The sequence below is a fragment of the Streptomyces sp. NPDC045899 genome (assembly GCF_056431485.1).
In genome coordinates this window covers 1-18,254 of sequence record NZ_JBWKKP010000046.1, presented here as the reverse complement: position 1 = coordinate 18,254, position 18,254 = coordinate 1, and the positions used below count along the sequence as shown (strand labels likewise).

Annotated in this window: 14 protein-coding genes; 13 read left to right on the top strand and 1 reads right to left on the bottom strand. The window is 71.7% G+C overall.

The window, feature by feature from the left end; genetic code table 11:
* Positions 1-48 precede the first annotated feature (48 nt).
* Positions 49-1,815, top strand: coding sequence for a helix-turn-helix domain-containing protein (locus AC07FT_RS35595; RefSeq protein ID WP_479180288.1), 1,767 nt, complete (start codon positions 49-51; stop codon positions 1,813-1,815).
* Between the two features lie 22 nt (positions 1,816-1,837).
* Here AC07FT_RS35595 and AC07FT_RS35590 read toward each other — a convergent pair whose 3' ends face one another.
* On the bottom strand, positions 1,838-5,266 hold the full coding sequence (locus AC07FT_RS35590; protein ID WP_479180287.1) for a hypothetical protein: 3,429 nt from the start codon (positions 5,264-5,266) through the stop codon (positions 1,838-1,840).
* Between the two features lie 331 nt (positions 5,267-5,597).
* On the opposite strand from AC07FT_RS35590, the gene AC07FT_RS35585 reads away from it, so the two are divergent.
* The 12 genes from AC07FT_RS35585 (at position 5,598) to AC07FT_RS35530 (ending at position 18,141) form a co-directional block, all read left to right on the top strand.
* Positions 5,598-7,067, top strand: coding sequence for an aldehyde dehydrogenase family protein (locus AC07FT_RS35585; RefSeq protein WP_479180285.1), 1,470 nt, complete (start codon positions 5,598-5,600; stop codon positions 7,065-7,067).
* A gap of 19 nt (positions 7,068-7,086) precedes the next feature.
* The gene (locus AC07FT_RS35580; protein WP_479180284.1) at positions 7,087-8,634 is read left to right on the top strand and encodes an APC family permease; all 1,548 of its coding nucleotides are present in this window, start codon (positions 7,087-7,089) and stop codon (positions 8,632-8,634) included.
* 11 nt (positions 8,635-8,645) lie between these two features.
* Positions 8,646-10,196 carry a GMC family oxidoreductase gene (locus tag AC07FT_RS35575; RefSeq protein ID WP_479180283.1) on the top strand — a complete coding sequence of 517 codons (1,551 nt, stop codon included), beginning with the start codon at positions 8,646-8,648 and terminating at the stop codon, positions 10,194-10,196.
* A 97-nt stretch (positions 10,197-10,293) separates the two neighbouring features.
* Positions 10,294-10,374, top strand: a complete 81-nt coding sequence (locus AC07FT_RS35570) for a putative leader peptide (RefSeq protein ID WP_374215222.1) — start codon at positions 10,294-10,296, stop codon at positions 10,372-10,374.
* Between the two features lie 235 nt (positions 10,375-10,609).
* Positions 10,610-11,164 (top strand): NADPH-dependent FMN reductase, encoded by a 555-nt coding sequence (gene ssuE, locus AC07FT_RS35565; protein ID WP_479180282.1) that lies wholly within the window; start codon positions 10,610-10,612, stop codon positions 11,162-11,164.
* A 48-nt stretch (positions 11,165-11,212) separates the two neighbouring features.
* Positions 11,213-12,373: an LLM class flavin-dependent oxidoreductase gene (locus tag AC07FT_RS35560; RefSeq protein ID WP_479180281.1), complete on the top strand. Its 1,161-nt coding sequence runs from the start codon at positions 11,213-11,215 to the stop codon at positions 12,371-12,373.
* 191 nt (positions 12,374-12,564) lie between these two features.
* Complete coding sequence (locus AC07FT_RS35555) at positions 12,565-13,029, top strand: hypothetical protein (RefSeq protein WP_479180280.1); 465 nt, start codon at positions 12,565-12,567, stop codon at positions 13,027-13,029.
* Between the two features lie 69 nt (positions 13,030-13,098).
* Positions 13,099-15,276, top strand: a complete 2,178-nt coding sequence (locus tag AC07FT_RS35550; RefSeq protein WP_479180279.1) for a hypothetical protein — start codon at positions 13,099-13,101, stop codon at positions 15,274-15,276.
* Positions 15,277-15,294: 18 nt separating this feature from the next.
* Positions 15,295-15,825 (top strand): hypothetical protein, encoded by a 531-nt coding sequence (locus tag AC07FT_RS35545; RefSeq protein WP_479180277.1) that lies wholly within the window; start codon positions 15,295-15,297, stop codon positions 15,823-15,825.
* Between the two features lie 40 nt (positions 15,826-15,865).
* A complete protein-coding gene (locus AC07FT_RS35540) occupies positions 15,866-16,138 on the top strand; it encodes a hypothetical protein (RefSeq protein WP_479180276.1) in 273 nt (90 codons plus the stop codon).
* 27 nt (positions 16,139-16,165) lie between these two features.
* On the top strand, positions 16,166-16,372 hold the full coding sequence (locus tag AC07FT_RS35535) for a hypothetical protein (protein ID WP_479180275.1): 207 nt from the start codon (positions 16,166-16,168) through the stop codon (positions 16,370-16,372).
* 197 nt (positions 16,373-16,569) lie between these two features.
* Positions 16,570-18,141, top strand: coding sequence for an alpha/beta hydrolase (locus AC07FT_RS35530; RefSeq protein WP_479180274.1), 1,572 nt, complete (start codon positions 16,570-16,572; stop codon positions 18,139-18,141).
* Positions 18,142-18,254 lie beyond the last annotated feature (113 nt).

The window sequence follows — 18,254 nt, the reverse complement described above, 5'->3', positions numbered from 1 at the left end:
CCGCGGGACGCGGACGGGTGGGACACGGGGAAGAAGGGGGGCGGTTCCATGGGAAGCACCCATGAGATCGCGGAGTTCGCGGAGAGCCTGCGGGACCTGAAACACCGCTCGGACCGCAGTTACGGCTGGCTGGCCACGCGACTGCACGTCAGCACTTCCACGCTGCACCGCTACTGCAACGGTGACGCGGTCCCGGCGGACTACGCGCCGGTGGAACGCTTCGCCCGGCTGTGCGGGGCCGCTCCGGAGGAGCTGATCGCCCTCCACCGTCGCTGGATGCTGGCCGACGCGGTCAGACGCCGTACGGCCACGCCCCGGGGTGCCGGGGGTGCGCGGCCGGACGCGCCGGCGACCGACGGTTGCGCCGCGGCGGCCCAGGGGCCCACGGGGCAACCGACCGGTGTCCCGACCACCGTGGGCGTCACGGACGGTGTCACGGATGACGCGCACGGCCCGGCGGCGAACGACGCGCCACAGCCGGAAACCCCGGCGGTTGCGGCGCCGGTGGAACCGGGTACCGCGGCGGGCGCCGCGCGTGTCACGGGTGGCGCGGCGGAGGCCGACGCCACGCCGGGCGGGCCGGTCGCCCCGGCGCCCTCGACGGGGCCCCGCGCCGGGGACGGCGTGGCGCGCGGGTCGGGGCGTCGCACCGCCGGCGTCGTACGAAGGGCTCGGGCCGGGTCGACGGACGGGCCGCCACCCGGCGCCCCCGGCGCCGAACCGCCGTCCCGGGACGGTGGGTCCACGCCCCGGGCGGCGCGGACTCCGGCCTCGGGCGGTGGGGTGCGATGGATGCCGGTGGGCGGCGCCTCCGGTGGGCGGGGGCGGTTGCGGGCCGTTCCCGAGGGCGGGGACACCGCTCCGCGCCGCGGCTGGCGACGGCGGCCGTGGGCGTTCCTGGCCGGGGCCGCCGCCATGGTGGTGCTCGCCCTCATCGCGATGGAGGTACGGCCGCCCGGTGACGACGGCAAGGACACCGCAGCACCCCGCGCGGGCGCCCACCCCCGGTCCGCCGCGCCCTCAGGGCCCACGGCACGCGGGCGGTTGGACCGGGCGGACACCGGCGACGACAAGCACCCGTCCCGGGCGCCGCGCGGCGACGGCACCCGGCGCGCGGACGGTGGACCGTCGGGCTCCGCCGCACCCTCCACGGGCGCGTCGGACCGTACGGGAGACACGCCGCGCAAGGGCGGCTCCCGGATCCCGCTCACCCTCGCCACTCGCTCGCATGTGTGGGAGAACGGCTGCGACCACCGCTATCTCATCGACCGGCGCCCCGCCGACGTCGCCCCGCCGCCCACCGAACAGGACGCGCCGACCTGGGCAGCGGCCCACGGCGCCGTCCACGGCGGGACCACGAACGTGGAGGTCACGGTGGCGGGCAGGGGGTCGTCCGCGGTGGTCCTGCGGGCGCTGCACGTACGGGTCGTGGGGCGGGGCGGCCCGCCGGCGTGGTCGTCGTTCGCGATGGAGAACGGCTGCGGCGGCTCGCTCACCCCGCGCGCGTTCGCGGTGGACCTGGACGCCTCCCGTCCGCTGGCCCGCCCGACCGACGGCAATGACTCGGGCAGGCCGCTGCCCGCCGTGCGCTTCCCCTACCGCGTATCGGACACGGATCCGGAGGTGCTGCGGATCAACGCCCGCACCGTGGGCTGCGACTGCCGCTGGTACCTGGAGCTGGACTGGTCCGGCGGCGGTCGCGAGGGGACGGTGCGGATCGACGACCACGGCGCGCCGTTCCGCACCAGCGGCGTCAAGGGCCGCCCCGAGTACGGCTACGACTACGGCGCGGGCGCCTGGCGCGAGAACGGCTGACCGCCCCGCGCGCGGCGCGCGGCTACTCCTCCGCCGTGGCGAGCAGCAGCGCCGCGTCCCGTACGTCCGGGTGCGGATGGACGCGCAGCGCGCGCAGTTGCTCCCGCCACGGCTCCGGCCAGCCGGTGCGGTCACCGCCCGCCTCGGTGAGGGTGGTGGCGAACAGCCCGGCCGCGTGTCCGCCGTCCTCGCACAGCTGCCGGGCGGCACGCCGCAGCGCCTCGTCGGAACCGGGCCGCGCCGCCGCGTCCAGCCGCCGGTGCAGTACGTCGGTGGTACGGGCGGCGAGGGCCGGGCGGAGGGAGTGCAGACGGCTGAGGCGGGCGAGCGCGGCGGCCAGCGGACCGGGGCGGGAGTCCAGGTCCAGTACGTGCACCAGGACATGGGCGGCGTCGGGGATGAACGGCTCGTATCCGGCGAGGAGTTCGGCAGCGGCGGTGGCGGCGCGCCGCATCGGGCGGGTCGCGGCCCCGCCCGCCGCCCGCACGGCCAGCCGCGTGGCGATGTGCCGGATCCGGCGGCGCGCCGGCCGGTCCCGGCCGGGCTCGGCGTCGGGTGTACCGGGCCGGGCGTCGGCGGTGGCGAGGGCGGCGAGCGCCCAGGCCAGCGGGTTGTCCTCGGGCGTGCCGTCGGGGGCGGCGGCCACCACGGCCAGCAGTGCGTCGGCCGCGGAGGTCCAGCCCGCCCGGTTGTCGAGGTCGGTGACGGCGGCGACGAGGACGGCCGCCACGTCCGGTGCCCAGGGGGACCAGACGGCGAGTGCGGCGTGCCCCGCCGCGGCGACCTCGGGGTCCTCGGTGTCGCAGACGACGCGGATCAGCTGGGCGTAGCGGGCCCGGTGGTGTTCGGGCAGGTCCAGCGGATGGACGCGCAGGACGGCGTGGCGCAGTTCGCGCCGTCCGCTCGCGGCGGCGGTGAGCATCTCCCAGGCGCGTTTGGCGTCGAGCAGCCGGGCGGCGAAGGCCACGCAGGCGGCCTGGACGTCATGGTGCTGGTTGGGCACCTCACGGGCGTCGGCGAGGAGGGTGGCGGCGTCGGACACGGGCAGCAGGGTGGCGGCGAGCCGCGCGGCCTCCTTGCGGCTGGTGACCTTCGGGGGCACGGACGGTACGGCGGTCGCCACCCCGTCCGGTGCGAGGACACCGCGGATCGGGGCCTCCAGCCGTGCGGGGCCGGTGTGCCGGGCCGCCCGGGTGGCCGCGCCCATCGCCACCCGGGCGCGGTCGTCGCCCGCGTGGGCGAGCAGCGCGGGCAGGGCGTCTCCGGGCCGGTCGGTGTGGGCGAGGGCGGCGAGCGCGGCCTCGGCGAGCGCCACGTCATCACCACGGGTCCAGGCCCGGACGGTGGCGGCGGTGCCGGGGAGCAGCGCGGCACGGGCGAGGGCGGCGGTGCGTTCCCGGACCGGGCGCGTGGTGTCGGCGGCGGTGCGCTCCAGCAGGCGTGCGGCGGCGGCCTGCTGGCGGGGCACCCAGCGGACGGCGTCGTGCGTGGCGGGTGGCGGCCAGGCGGTGCCGGGGGTGAGGAACCGGCCGTAGGGCGGCGTGTCGGCCAGCACGAGGTCGAGCAGATCGGTGCGCCGGCGTGTCAGCACCGCCAGGACGGGCGGCAGTACGGCGGCCGACGGGTCCTGGGTGACGAGTTCCGCGGCCCGCGCCTCGCGCTCTCCGGGCGGCTCCAGCCACAGCGCGACAGCGGTGCGGGCGGTGGTGTCACTGCCGAACCGGATGGCCTGGCGCAGCAGTTCCTGGAGTTCGGGCAGAGCGTGGGCGCGCCGTCCGAGCGAGCGGACGAGGGCGAACGTCAGCTCATGGTCGACCCGTTCGGCGCCCGCCTCCAGCCAGGGGCGCAGCGCCTCGAAGACGGTGTGTTCCTGACCGCGCCGCAGGGTGTGGTCGAGCGCGCCGAGGTCGGCGGCGCCGACGTGTCCGGCGAGCCGGGTGACGGTGCGCAACGCCCAGCCCAGCAGCTCCCGCTGCCCGGTGACGGCGTGCTCGCGCAGCAGCGCGACGGCGAGGCGGCGCAGCTCCCGCCGGGTGGCCGCGGAGGAGTCCCGTGCCTGGATCGCGTCGCCCGCGACCCGGTCCAGATGGTCCGCCGCGTCATCGGTGAACAGGGCCGGAGGGACGGCGGCGAGCGCGCCGAGCGCGGCACACCGCACCGGGTCCTGCTCGTTGCGCAGCCGCTCCAGCAGGGCCAGCAGGGAGGTGACGGCGCCGGGGTCGCCGGAGCGGGCGGTGTTGCGGATCAGCAGCGGATAGGCGAGGGCCCGGTCCTCCGCGGTGGAACGGCGTGTCGCGTCCAGCAGTTCCGTACGCGCCTCGTCGACCGGCAGATACGCCACGGCCTCCAGCACGGCGGTCCACTGCGCCCCGCGCTCCCGTGCGCGCCCGGCCATCCGGCGCGCCCGCTCCTGGCGGACGGCGCCCGGCAGCACCTCCAGGACCGCGGGGTCCACGGCGGCGTGGTCAGGGTCGTGCGCGGCGGTGGCGTACGCGAAGACATCGGCGCGTCGGCCGGGCGGCAGCGCGGCCAGCAACCGCGCCAGCGCGGTCGGGTCCTGCCCCAACGCTCTCGCCAGATCCGGGAGTTGGGGCGGATCGGCGCGTACGAGACGGCGCAGGACGGCGCGTTCGAGGCCGTGGCCGCGCAGCAGGGGCGCCTGGTCGGGGGTGAGCAGCAGCCGCAGCGTACGGGTGGGGTCGGCGGCCACCAGCGCGGACAGCCGGTGCCGCAGCGGGAGCGGCAGCGTCCCGTGGCAGACGTCCTCCAGGAGGTCCAGCACCCGGTCCGGTGCGACGGGCACGGCGAGTGCGACACCCTGCGCGTACCGCGCCCACCAGTCCGCGCGCAGGGCCTGCGGCAACGCGGTGAGCTGCCGTTCGGCCTCGTCGAGGACGGTGCGGGGGTGGCGGCCGACGAGGGGGCGCCAGCTGCCGACGGCATGGAAGAGGACGGGCAGCATCCGCGTAAGGGTGTCCGCGCCGCAGCCGGGCAGCAGCCGGGCCGCCTCGGTGTCGCCCCAGCGCTCGCGCACCGGGTCGATGAGCCGGTCGGCGAGCGCGGTGCGCCGTCCGGCGACGACGGTGCGCGCCAGTTCACGCCGTACGGCGGCGGGGGCGTCCTGGAACGCCTCCTCCAGCGCCTCGTCGTCGATGCCCTCCCCCTTGCGCGCCACCGCGAGGGCGTGGTGGCGCACCACGGGGTCGGAGTCCAGCAGCCGCCTCCGGAGGTGGCCGGTCCGCCCGCCGACGGCCGCGGCCGCGGCGGCGAGCCGCCGCCCGTACACCCCGTGTCGTTCCAACTCGCCGATCAGCGCTCCCAGTTCACCCCGCGCGGTGGCCGCCCTGGTCCGTACCGCCAGTTGGTGCATCCGCCGCGGATGCGGCAACGGGTCGAGGGCGGTGAGCAGCTCGTCGGCGAGGGCGCGGGGGGCTTCGGGCGTGGGGACCATGACGAGGATTCTGCATGGTGGAGATGTACCGGCCGCAGGGTCCCCCCGTGCCGCCGGACCGCCCGCCCGCGGGCCGCGCCCGGTGGCCGCCAGGACGCCGGAGGGTTCCGCTCCGGCCCGCCCCCGCGCCCGCGGGTCTCCACACCCCCGCAGGTCAGCGGGGCTCCCCGGTACGCCGTGCGGGCGGGACTCGCGCCACTTACGCTCGGTGTGTGGACCGGCCTCGCACACCGAGGGACCGAGGGACGGCGCAGGGTCACCGCGCGTGGTGTCAACGAGCGCGGTGTCATCGCGGGGGCCGGCCACTGTCGTCCGAGCCCGGAGGCGATACATGCCGGAGCTTTTCATCGGCGGCCGCTGGACAGCCGCCCTCGACGGACACACCCGCGAGATCCGCTGCCCCGCGGACGGGACCCTGGTGGCCACCGTCGACGAGGCCGGTCCGAAGGACACGGCCGCGGCCATCGCCGCCGCCCGGGACGCCTTCGACCGCGGCCCCTGGCCGGGCACCGCGGCCACCGAGCGCGGCAGACTGCTGCTGCGGGTCGCGGAGCTGCTGGAGCGCGACAAGGCGGACATGGCCCGCGCCGAATCCCTGGACACCGGGAAACGGCTGGTGGAGAGCGAGTACGACCTCGACGACATCGCGAACTGCTTCCGCTACTTCGGCAATCTGATCTCTTCGGCGGGCCCCGGCCGGGTCATCGACGTGGGCAGTCCGGACGTGGACAGCAGGGTGGTGCACGAACCGGTGGGGGTCTGCGGGCTGATCACACCGTGGAACTACCCACTGCTCCAGACCGCCTGGAAGGTCGCCCCCGCGCTCGCCGCCGGGGACACCTTCGTCCTCAAGCCGAGCGAGCTGACCCCGCACAGCGCCATCGGGCTGATGCGGCTGCTGGCCGAGGCCGGGGTGCCACCGGGGGTGGCCAATCTGGTGCTGGGCGCCGGATCGACCGTGGGCGCGCCGCTGGCCACGGACGAGCGGGTGGATCTGGTGTCGTTCACGGGCGGGGTGGTCACCGGCCGCTGGATCATGGCGGCCGCCGCACCGACCGTGAAGAAGATCGCGCTGGAGCTGGGCGGCAAGAACCCCAATATCGTCTTCACCGACTCCGACTTCGACACGGCCGTGGACTACGCCCTGATGGCCGTGTTCCTGCACGCCGGGCAGGTGTGTTCGGCCGGGGCCCGACTGCTGGTCCAGGAGCAGCTGCACGACGCGTTCATCGACGAGATCGTGCACCGGGCGCGGCAGATCCGGCTGGGCGGCCCGTTCGACGAGGAGGCCCGCAGCGGTCCGCTGATCTCCGCGGCGCACCGCGAGAAGGTGGCCGCCTACGTGGCGTCCGGGCTCGACGCGGGCGCGGTGCTGCGCTGCGGCGGGGCACAGCCGGACGATCCGGCGCTGGCGGACGGCTACTTCTACCTGCCGACGGTGCTGGACGACTGCACCCCGGACATGTCCGTGGTGCAGGAGGAGTCCTTCGGCCCGGTGCTCACGGTGGAGCGGTTCCGCGACGAGGACGAGGCCCTGGCGCTGGCCAATGACACCGTCTACGGGCTGGCCGGCGCGGTGTGGACGCAGGACGCGGAGAAGGCGCAGCGGGTGGCGTCCCGGCTGCGCGCCGGGACCGTGTGGATCAACGACTTCCACCCGTACGTCCCGCAGGCCGAATGGGGCGGGATGAAGCAGTCCGGCATCGGGCGCGAACTGGGACCGGCGGGTCTCGCCGAGTACCAGGAGGCCAAGCACATCTGGCGCAACACCGCGCCCCGCCCGCAGAGGTGGTTCTCATGACACCACGGAGGTGGTCCGTATGACGGCGACCGAGCCCGCCGGACCGTCACCGGGCGCCCGTCCCGAGGGCGGTGACGACGACGAGTCGCTGGCCGAGCTCGGCTACCGCCCCGAACTCAAGCGCACCCTCGGCAACTTCCACACCTTCGCCGCCGGGGTCAGCTACATCTCCATCCTCACCGGCACCTTCCAGCTGTTCTACTTCGGTGTGAACCACGGCGGCCCGGCCTACTGGTGGTCGTGGCCGATGGTGTTCGTGGGCCAGCTGATGGTGGCGCTGTGCTTCTGCGAGCTGGCGGGCCGCTATCCGGTGGCCGGGTCGGTCTACAACTGGTCCAAGCTGCTGGGCGGGCCGCATGTGGGCTGGCTGGGCGGCTGGATGATGATGACAGCCACCATGGTGTCGCTGGCCGCGGTGGCACTGGCGTACCAGATCACGCTGCCGCAGATCTCCGCGTGGTTCCAGTTCATCGGGGACGGCAGCTCCGGCACCGAACGCGCGGCCAACGCGGTGGTGCTCGGCACCATCCTGGTGCTGTTCACCACCCTGGTGAACGGCTTCGGTGTGAAGCTGATGGCGCGGATCAACTCCGCCGGTGTGGCCATCGAGCTGATCGCCGCGATCGTGCTGATCCTGCTGCTGGCCGCGCACATCACCCGCGGTCCGTCCGCCGTGCTGGAGACCAACGGCCTCGGCAGCGGACAGCATCTGGGCTATCTGGGGGCGTTCCTGACCGCCTCGCTCGCGTCGGCCTATGTGATGTACGGCTTCGACACCGCGTCCTCACTGGGCGAGGAGTCGCATGACCCGGCGCGCAACGCGCCGCGCGCCATCCTGCGCGCGCTGGTGGCCTCGTTCGTCATCGGCGGGCTGATCCTGCTCTTCGCGCTGCTCGCGGTGGAGAACCTCCAGGCCAAGCAGTTGTCGGTGGACGGGCTCCAGTACGTGGTGCTCTCGACCCTCGGCGACACCGTCGGTGACATCGTGCTGTGGTGCGTGGTCATCGCCATCACCGTGTGCGCGCTGGCGGTGCACACCGCCGGTATCCGGCTGATGTTCGCCATGGCCCGGGACAACAACCTCCCCGGCGGCTCCAGGCTGGCGCGGGTGCACCCCCGGTTCCAGACCCCGCTGCTCCCGGCGATCCTCATCGGTGTGGTGGCGGTGGCCATCCTGGTCATCAACATCAATCAGCCGCAGATCTTCTCGGTGGTCACCAGTATCGCGATCATCATGATCTACATCGCGTATCTGCTGGTCACCGTGCCCATGCTGGTGCGCAGGTGCAAGGGCGAGTGGAAACCCGCCGAAGGCCGCTTCTCCCTGGGCCGGTTCGGGCTGCCGGTCAACGTACTGGCGGTGCTGTGGGGGCTGGGGATGTCCATCAACCTCGCCTGGCCGCGCGCCGAGGTCTACAACGCCACCGGCCCGCAGCACTGGTACCTGCGCTGGGGCGCCTTCCTGTTCATCGGTGTGGTCGCGCTCGGCGGCTTCGCCTACTACTGGTTCGTCCAGCGCAATCACACCGGTGTACTCGCCGAGCACGCCGCGCCCACCACCCCGTGAGGAGAGACGTCGTGGACGAGTTCGACTACGTGGTGGTCGGTGGCGGTACGGCCGGTTCCGTCGTGGCGGCGCGGCTGAGCGAGGACCCGTCGATCTCCGTGTGTCTGCTGGAGGCGGGCCCCTCCGACGTCGGCGACGACAACGTGCTGCGGCTGGAGCAGTGGATGGGGCTGCTGGAGTCCGGCTACGACTGGGACTACCCGATCGAACCGCAGGAGCGGGGCAACGACTTCATGCGGCACGCCCGCGCCAAGGTGCTGGGCGGCTGTTCCTCGCACAACTCCTGTATCGCCTTCTGGGCCCCGGCCGAGGACCTGGACGAATGGGCCGCGCAGGGGTCGGACGGCTGGTCGGCGGCGGACTGCTTCCCGCTGTTCCGGCGGCTGGAGTCCAATGACGGGCCCGGTGACCACCACGGCCGCACCGGCCCGGTCACGATCCGCAGCGTGCCACCCAAAGATCCGTGCGGTGTGGCGCTGCTCGCCGCCTGCGCGGAGGCCGGGATCCCCACCACCGCGTTCAACACCGGCACCACCGTGGTGCGCGGCGCCAACTGGTTCCAGATCAACGCGCGGGAGGACGGCACCCGCTGTTCGGCCTCGGTGTCCTATCTCCACCCGGTGATGGACCAGCGGTCCAATCTGGAGGTGCGGACCGGACTCCAGGCCAGACGGCTGGTGCTGAACGCCGACCGGCGCTGCACCGGGGTGGACTACCTGGCCCCCGACCTCATCCACACGCATACCGTGCACGCCCGCCGCGAGGTCATCGTCTCCTGCGGTGCCATCGACTCCCCGAAACTGCTGATGCTCTCCGGAATCGGCCCGGCGGACCATCTGCGCGAGACCGGTATCGACGTGGCCGTGGACGCACCCGGTGTGGGCGAGAACCTCCAGGACCATCCCGAAGGCGTCATCATGTGGAACGCCGAGCAGCCCATGGTCACCAGCTCCACCCAGTGGTGGGAGATCGGCATCTTCTCCCCCACCGAACCGGATCTGGACCGGCCGGACCTGATGTTCCACTACGGCTCGGTGCCCTTCGACATGAACACCTACCGGCGCGGCTACCCCACCTCCGAGAACGCCTTCTGCCTCACCCCCAACGTCACCCGCGCCCGCTCCACCGGCACCGTCCGGCTGCGCACCCGCGACTTCCGCGACAAGCCCCGCGTCGACCCCCGCTACTTCACCCATGAACACGACATCCGGGTCATGACCGAGGGGTTCCGGGTCGCCCGTGACATCGCGGCCCGGCCCGCGCTGGCCCTGTGGGCGGGCGCCGAACTCGCCCCGGGTTCCGAGGTGACCACCGACGACGAGCTGTTCGACTACATCCGGCAGACGCACAACACCGTCTACCACCCGTCCTGCACGGTGAAGATGGGCGCGCCGGACGACCCGGCCGCCCCGCTCGACCCCCAGCTGCGGGTCAAGGGCGTCAGCGGGCTGCGGGTGTGCGACGGTTCGGTGATGCCGCACCTGGTCGCCGTCAACCCGTGCATCACCACGATGATGATCGGCGAGAAGTGCGCCGACATGATCAAGCGACGCCATCCTTGATTTGAGGCGGAACCCCGTCCCGTGGCCATGTCCGGGATGTGGAATGAGCACCGGGCCTCCTTGACCGGCCGGACTTTCCGCTGCTTGTATCGATGCCATGAAGCGACAGGACCTCACGCGGCGACGCCATGTCGACCTCGCGCGTGTCTCCAGCGCGTTCTGTTGCCGCCCGGTCTGATCCCCCGCCGGGCCCGAGCGCCGTTCCGCCGCTCCCCCTGACCGGCTCTCCCTGAGCGTGTCCACGCGACGCCCCGTGTCACAGCACGGCGTGGGTGGACCGCCATGTGCCGATACCCGGCCGCACTCGTATGCCGCCGTCCCCTCACCGTGCCACGCCGCGTCACACCGTGCGCCGATTCCCCCTGCCCTCCCGTGGCTTCTCTCCCCCTCCCCCGGTTCCCGAAAGGTCCCCCATGGCCACCGTGCTGTCCCTCTCCGGCTCCCCCTCCGCCACCTCCCGCACCGCCCGGCTGCTGCGCCATCTGGACGCCCGGCTGACCGCCCAGGGCCACGACGTCGTCCCGCTGGACATCCGTACGCTCCCCGCCGCGGCCCTGCTCGGCGCCGACTTCAGCCATCCGGCCATCGCCCGCGCCACGGCCCTGGTCGAGCAGGCGGACGGGATCATCGTGGGCACCCCCGTCTACAAGGCCGCCTACTCGGGGCTGCTGAAGTCACTGCTCGACCTGCTGCCGCAGTACGCGCTCGCGGGCAAGACCGTGCTGCCACTGGCCACCGGCGGCACCACGGCACACGTCCTGGCCATCGACTACGCGCTGCGGCCGGTGCTGTCCTCGATGGGCGCGGCCCATATCGTCCAGGGCTGGTTCACCCTCGACAAGGACATCACCGTCGGGCCGGACGGCGGGGTGAGCGTGTCGCCCGGTGCGGCCGAGGCGCTGGGCCAGGTGGTCGACCAGTTCTCGGTGGCGCTCGGCCGCACCGCCGTGTTCGCCGCCGCGGGCTGACACCCCTGCCGGAGTACCCCGCACGCCCCCGACCACGAAAGATCCGCGATGTCCCTCACCTTCCACTGGTTCCTGCCCACCAACGGCGACAGCCGTCATGTGGTGGGCGGTGGCCACGGAACGCCCGTCACCGCGGCGGGCGGTGACCGGCCGCCGTCCGTCGGCTACCTCACCCAGATCGCCCGCGCCGCCGAGGACCTGGGCTTCGTCGACGCCCTGACCCCGACCGGAGCCTGGTGCGAGGACGCCTGGCTGACCACCGCCATGGTCAGCCGGCACACCGAACGGCTGAAGTTCCTGGTGGCGTTCCGCCCCGGTTCCGTCTCGCCCACGCTCGCCGCGCAGATGGCCGCCACCTACCAGCGGCAGACCGGCGGACGGCTGCTGCTCAACGTGGTCACCGGCGGGGAGAACCAAGAACAGCGCGCCTACGGCGACTTCCTCGACAAGGACGCCCGCTACGCCCGCACCGCTGAGTTCCTCCAGATCGTGCGCGGTCTGTGGGACGGCCGGACCGTCGATCTGGCCGGGGACCACCTGCGAGTGGAGGACGCCACGCTCGCCCGGCTGCCCGACCCGGTGCCCGAGGTCTACTTCGGCGGCTCCTCCCCCGCCGCCGGACGGGTGGCGGCCCGCCACGCGGATGTCTACCTCACCTGGGGCGAGCCGCCCGCCCAGGTCGCCGAGAAGACCGCCTGGATCCGCTCGCTGGCCGAACGCGAGGGGCGCACCGTCCGCTTCGGCATCCGGCTGCATGTCATCACCCGGGACACCGCCGGCCAGGCATGGGCCGAGGCCCAGCGGCTGCTGGACGGCTTCGACCCGGAGACCGTACGGGCCGTCCAGCAGGGCCTGGGGCGCAGCGAGTCCGAGGGGCAGCGGCGGATGCTCGCCCTGCACGGCGGCAGCCGGGACGAACTGGAGATCCACCCCAATCTGTGGGCCGGGATCGGCCTGGTGCGCGGTGGGGCGGGCACGGCACTGGTGGGCAGCCACGCGGAGGTGGCGGAGCGCATCGAGGAGTACCGGGCCATCGGGATCGAGGAGTTCGTCCTCTCGGGCTATCCGCATCTGGAGGAGGCGTACTGGTTCGGGGAGGGTGTGCTGCCGCTGCTCCGGGCGCGCGGGCTGTGGACCCATCCGGCCCACCCCGGTGCGGCACCACCGGACGCCGCGCGGGTGCCGTTCGCGGCCTCCGGCGCGTCCTGACGAGCCCCGTTCCGGCCGCCTCCGAAAACGGCCCGGAGGCGGCCGGGTCCGTCGAGTCCGTATTTTCGGAATGAATCACCCGATCCCTTGCCAACGGAATTCTATTACCGCGCTGTTACAGCCCTTGACGGACCCCCTTGCTAAGATCTTTTGCTCAATGCAGCCATCCAGGAGGCAGGGGGAAATACGGCATGTCCTTCGAACAGGAGTGGAATCAGCAGAAGGACCGAGCAGCCGGGGAACAGCCCGTACGGACGCAGCTGAACCAGACCAAGAACAGCGGCGACCACGGTAGGAGTGGCGGCGCGGACGGCGATCTCATCGTCCGTGACGACCAGTTGGGCAAGATCGGCGAGATGGGTCGTGACCTGCGCGGACGCCTGTCGACCTACGGGGACCACGCACGGCAGAACACCTTCGGCGCATCCATCGAGCTGTTCAACGACGGCCTGGACACGGGTTCCGCGCTCACCGAGCTGCACGACGCCTGGAATACGAAGCTGCAGACGCTCAAGGAAGCGTGCGCGCACATCTCCAATCACCTCGACTACACGCGCTCCGCGCACCGCAAGGACGAGGACAAGATTGTCACGGGCATGACGAGCATCGATGGCAAGCGTATGAGCGTCTCGCGCATCTACGAATACATCAAGTGAGCATGAGTGCGCGGTAACGCGGCAATACGGTCGACGAAGTCCGGCAATTGAGGACGGGGGAACAGCACCATGGGGCTGACGTACCAGGAGCTCCACGATCTGCGACTCGGCACGCTGAACAAGGCGGTCACCGACTGGAAGCAGATGGTGGACAAACTGGAGAAGCTCGCCAACGGCGGCGACGGGGACATCAGCGCGGCCGATCTGGAGAAGAAGGCCAACGGAGCCGACTGGAAGGGCGACAACGCCACGGTGACGAAGGCGTTCACCACGAAGACGGCGGAGCAGTTCCAGGACATCCTCACCGAGGCGCGCAGTGTGCACACGGTGCTCAGCGGCGCCCACTCGAAGCTCACCACCTACAAGACCAAGCTCCAGGAGATCGTCGAGCGGGCGGCGAAGCAGGACATCCATGTCACCACCCAGGGAACGGTCAAGGCGCGTGACGACGCCGAGAAGAAGCCGACGCAGAGTCAGCTCGACGCCGTCGCGGGCGAGATCAGGACGCTCCTCGGCCAGGCCGCCGAGACCGACCGCACGGCGGCCGCGGCGCTCCGCTTCCACGCCAAGGACACGTACGACTTCGGCTCCTCGGGCTTCAAGAGCTTCGATGACGCCAAGAAGTCCATCAAGGAGTCCAACGCGTTCATCAAGCTCGCCCAGCAGGACCCCACCAAGCTCAGCAACGAACAACTCACCCGGCTGAACGCGCTGTTGAAGGCGAACAGCGGGGATGCGGTCTTCGCCGAGCGGGTGGCGGGGGAACTGGGCGGAAAGGGGACGCTGAAGTTCTGGTCGGGCGTCACCGACCTCGACTCCCGGGACGGCAACACCAGCTCGTACCGCAACCCGGACCGGGACGAGCGGATGAAACTGCTCAGTACGATGGAGAAGCGCTTCGGCACCACCCTGGGCCTGGCCTCGCGCCAGGACGGCGAGTCCATCCACCAGTGGAAGGACCAGGTCATCGCGCAGGGCGGGCAGCCCGTCCGTGGCGACGGCACCACCGGCGGCAGCGTCTACGGCTTCCAGGTCATGAGCAACCTGATGCGGTCCGGCAGCTACGACAAGGGCTTCCTCAACGACTACGGCGACCATCTGGTGGCCTACGAGAAGAAGCACACCGGCGACGTCCGGGATCCGGGCCCCGGTGGGCGGGTCCGGCACAATGTGCTGCCCTGGGACGAGAAGGCGTCGTACGCCCAGCCCGATCCGCTGCACTTCGGGGACAAGGCGGACGCGGGCAAGGACCCCATGACCGGCTTCATGCAGGCGCTCTCCAGGAACCCCGACGCCTCCACCGACTTCTTCAGCTCCGACCAGCCGCAGGACAACGCCAAGTGGGTGCTCAAGGAGCGCCCCGAGTACGACGACACCATCCCGGACAGCGACTACGGATCGGTGGACGACTACGACGGCCCGCGGCCGATGTACGAGGCCACCGGAGCCGCGCTCACCGCCGCGGCCACGGGCGTCGACCCGGGCGACCCCGCGGCCAGGGCGGTGCCGCACACCGCGGAGCACCGGGAAGTGCTGGACAACTCGCTGGAGTACCTCTCCGCACGGAAGGACGACTTCCCGTCGGAGCTGCGGGACGACATGGCCAAGATCCTGGTCAACCACGGCGACGAGTTCCACCACACCGCGGCCGCCCAGGCCGACCACCCCGACGACCCGCGGGAGCTGGACCGCAGGCAGCTGCTGGAGGTCACCAAGCAGGTCTCCCGCAGCCAGGACGCCTACGGCCTGCTCAACGACGGCATCAACCGCGAACTGGTCCACGACATCCACACCGACAAGCCCGAGGACCCGCGGGAAACCCTGCAACGCGCGGGCCACACCGTCGGCTTCCTGGAGGAGGCGCGCTACCAGGCCCTCGCGGACAAGGTGGCAGCGGACAAGCAGGACGCCGCGTGGAAGCAGACCTGGGGCTACCACGGCGCCGGAACGCTGGCGAGCTTCATCCCGGAGGGCCATCTCGCCGGTGCCGTGGACCGCGCGGCGTACCTGGTGTCCTACGACTGGCGCGTGGACGAGGAGGCGCGCATCGGCGAGGAGAACCGACAGCAGAACGGCGAGGTGTTCAAGGGCAGGGAGAAGCAACTGGAGTCCCTCGCCAAGGTCTGGAAGCAGCACAACCCCCACGAGGACGGCTCCGACTACACCATCACGGGGGAGATCGGTAACGCGGCCCTGAGGGGCAACACGGCCGCCCAGGGCCTCCCCGGCCGCCAGCCCGCCCACTGAGCCGAGGAAGAACTCCCCATGAACCGCACTTCCGCCTCCCTGGTGATCGTGGCACTGGCCATGACCGCTGTCGGCTGCGGCGACGACGGCCGCGGCTACGCGGTGCCCGCGAAGATCTGCGACACCAAGGTCGATCCTGATCTGCTTGCACCGCTGCTTTCGGACGGCGAGAAGATCCACCAGCGCGACGTCCCGAGAGAACACGGCGCGACCTGCGATGTATCCGTGCAGGGCGGGGACGGGGGCGGGGTGTACATCAAACGGGACGCCGTCCCAGAGGGCGATGACCCTCTGGGGGCCAGGCAGGACACCCTGATCCGGTACGGCAACCCGAAGAGGGTGGACATCGGGGAGGACTCCCGGCTCGCGGACAAGGGTGCACTGATCTCCACCTCGTGTGCCCCCAAGGGCAAGGACATGACCTTCGTTCTGGAGGTCCACCTCTCCTCCCCCACTCCCGAGGACGTGTCCGAACGCCGCAAGGCCCTCGAGCGCTTCCTGCGCTCCTATCTGCCCACGGCGGCCGATGCGCAGGGCTGCCGTGGCTGAACCGAGGAGGACATCGGAGTCCCTTACGTGGAGGGCCGGCATGCTCGTGATGGGTGCCGTCGGCTGCGGCGGGGAGTCCCGTGACTACGCGGTACCCAAGAAGCTCTGCGGCACAGAGGTCGACCCCGATCTGCTCGCCCCGCTGCTGCCCGCGGGCGAGAGGTTGACGACGGAGACCGTCCCCTCGGACATCGGCCAGGAATGCGTCATCACCCTGGTGCCCGACGGGAAGAGTGGGGGCGTGCAGGTGCTCAGCGTCGAACGGGACTCCGTCACCGACGGCTTGGACCCCTTGAAGGTCAAGGAGGACTAGCTGATCCGGTACGGCCACCCGAAGAAGGTGGACATCGGAGACGACGCCCGGCTCACGGACAGCGGGGCGCTTGTCGCCACATCCTGTCCGTCCAAGGGGAAGGACACGCCCCTGGCCGTGGAGGTCTATCTCTCCACTCCCACCCCTGAGGACGTGTCCGAGCGCCGCAAGGCCGTCGAGCGCTTCATGCGCTCCTATCTGCCGACGGCGGTCAGAGCGCACGGATGTAGATAGTTGAGGCAGCGAGAGAGGGGGCCGGGCTGATACCCGGCCCCCTTTCGCATGTCCCCGCGACGACAGAAAGTAGTCGAGGGTTGCTCACGTTCGTCGATGGTTTCATATTCCGCACACGGCGAATTAAATGCGAAGAAGCGATCGAGAACCGCGTCTACGGGCAGGTCGGGTCGTTGACACCCCTACGCTCTTCCTTCATGTCACGTTCCATACGCCACAATCCGACCACCCCCCTCCTCGCCGCAGCCCTGGTTCTCTCCCTCGGCGCGCTCACTGGCTGTAACAGTGATGACGACAAGAAGGACGACGCACGTTCCGCGTCCGCGTCATCCACCAAGGACCTGCCGGCCAAGCTGACCGGACAGAAGCTCGCCTGGCAGAAGTGCTCGGCGCCGGGCGGCGGCAAGGCCCCGGGCAAGGGATGGGAGTGCGCCACCCTCAAAGCCCCCCTGGACTACGCCAAGCCGGACGGTGAGACCACCGACATCGCCCTGATCCGCGGCAAGACCACCGGCCAGGGCAAGCGCATCGGCTCGCTGGTCTTCAACTTCGGCGGCCCCGGCGCCTCCGGCGTGGACACCCTCCCCGGCTTCAAGAAGGACTACGCGAAGCTGCGGTCGCGGTACGACCTGGTCAGCTTCGATCCGCGCGGGATCGGCAGGAGCGAGGGCGTGCGGTGTCTGAACGGCAAGCAGCTCGACGCCCACTTCCAGGTGGACCGTTCCCCCGAAACCGCCGCCGAGGTGAAGGGGATGACCGCGGCGAACGACAAGTACATCGCCGCCTGCCAGAAGCACTCCAGCAGGATCCTGCCGCACGTCGACACACAGAGCGCCGCACGTGACATGGACCTGATGCGTGAGGTGCTCGGCGACAAGAAGCTCCACTACTTCGGTATCTCCTACGGCACCGAACTCGGCGGCGTCTACTCCCACCTCTTCCCGAAGAACGTGGGCCACTCCGTCCTGGACGCGGTCGTCGACCCGACCCACGACACTGCCGAGTCGGCCCTCAGCCAGGCGAAGGGCTTCCAGCTCGCCTTCACCAACTACATGAAGGACTGCACCAAGCACGGCGCCGACTGCCCGACCGGGCCCGGCGGCGCCGAGGGGACCAAGCGGATCACCGCCCTGCTCAAGGCTCTGGACGCGAAGCCGCTCCCGACCGAGGACGGCCGTCGCGTCACCGAGGACATCGCGGTCAACGGCATCATCGCCGCGCTCTACGACAAGGAGAGCTGGGACCCCCTCAGTGTCGGACTGACCGAGGCCATGCGGCTGCACGAGGGCAATACCCTGCTCGCCCTGTCCGACAACTACTACGAGCGCGACGAGCACGGCAACTACCCCACCATGAACGACTCCAACACGGCGGTCAGCTGCGCCGACCACAAGCAGCGCTTCAGCACCGCCGATGTGCGCGCCAAGCTGCCCGAGTTCCGCAAGGCGTCGCCGATCTTCGGGGAGACCACGGCTTGGGGCCTCGCCGGCTGCACCGGCTGGCCGGTCGAGGGCAAGGCCGACGACCCGGACGTCTCCGCCGACGGCTCGGCGAAGACCCTGGTCATCGGCAACACCGGTGACCCGGCCACCCCGTACGAGGGGGCGCGGAAGATGTCCCGGGAACTCGGCAAGGACGTGGGCGTCGACATCACGCTCAAGGGCGAGGGCCACGGCGGCTACAACTCCGGCAACCCGTGCCTGACGAAGCTGGTCGACCACTACCTGCTGGACAGCAAGGTCCCGGCCTCGGGAACCGTCTGTTCCTGACCCCGGGGCGGGGGGGGGGGGGGGGGGGGGGGGGGGGGGGGGGGGGGGGGAGGGGGGGGGGGGGGGGGGGGGGGGAGAGGGGAGGAAGGAGGGAGAGGGCGAAAGGGAGGGGA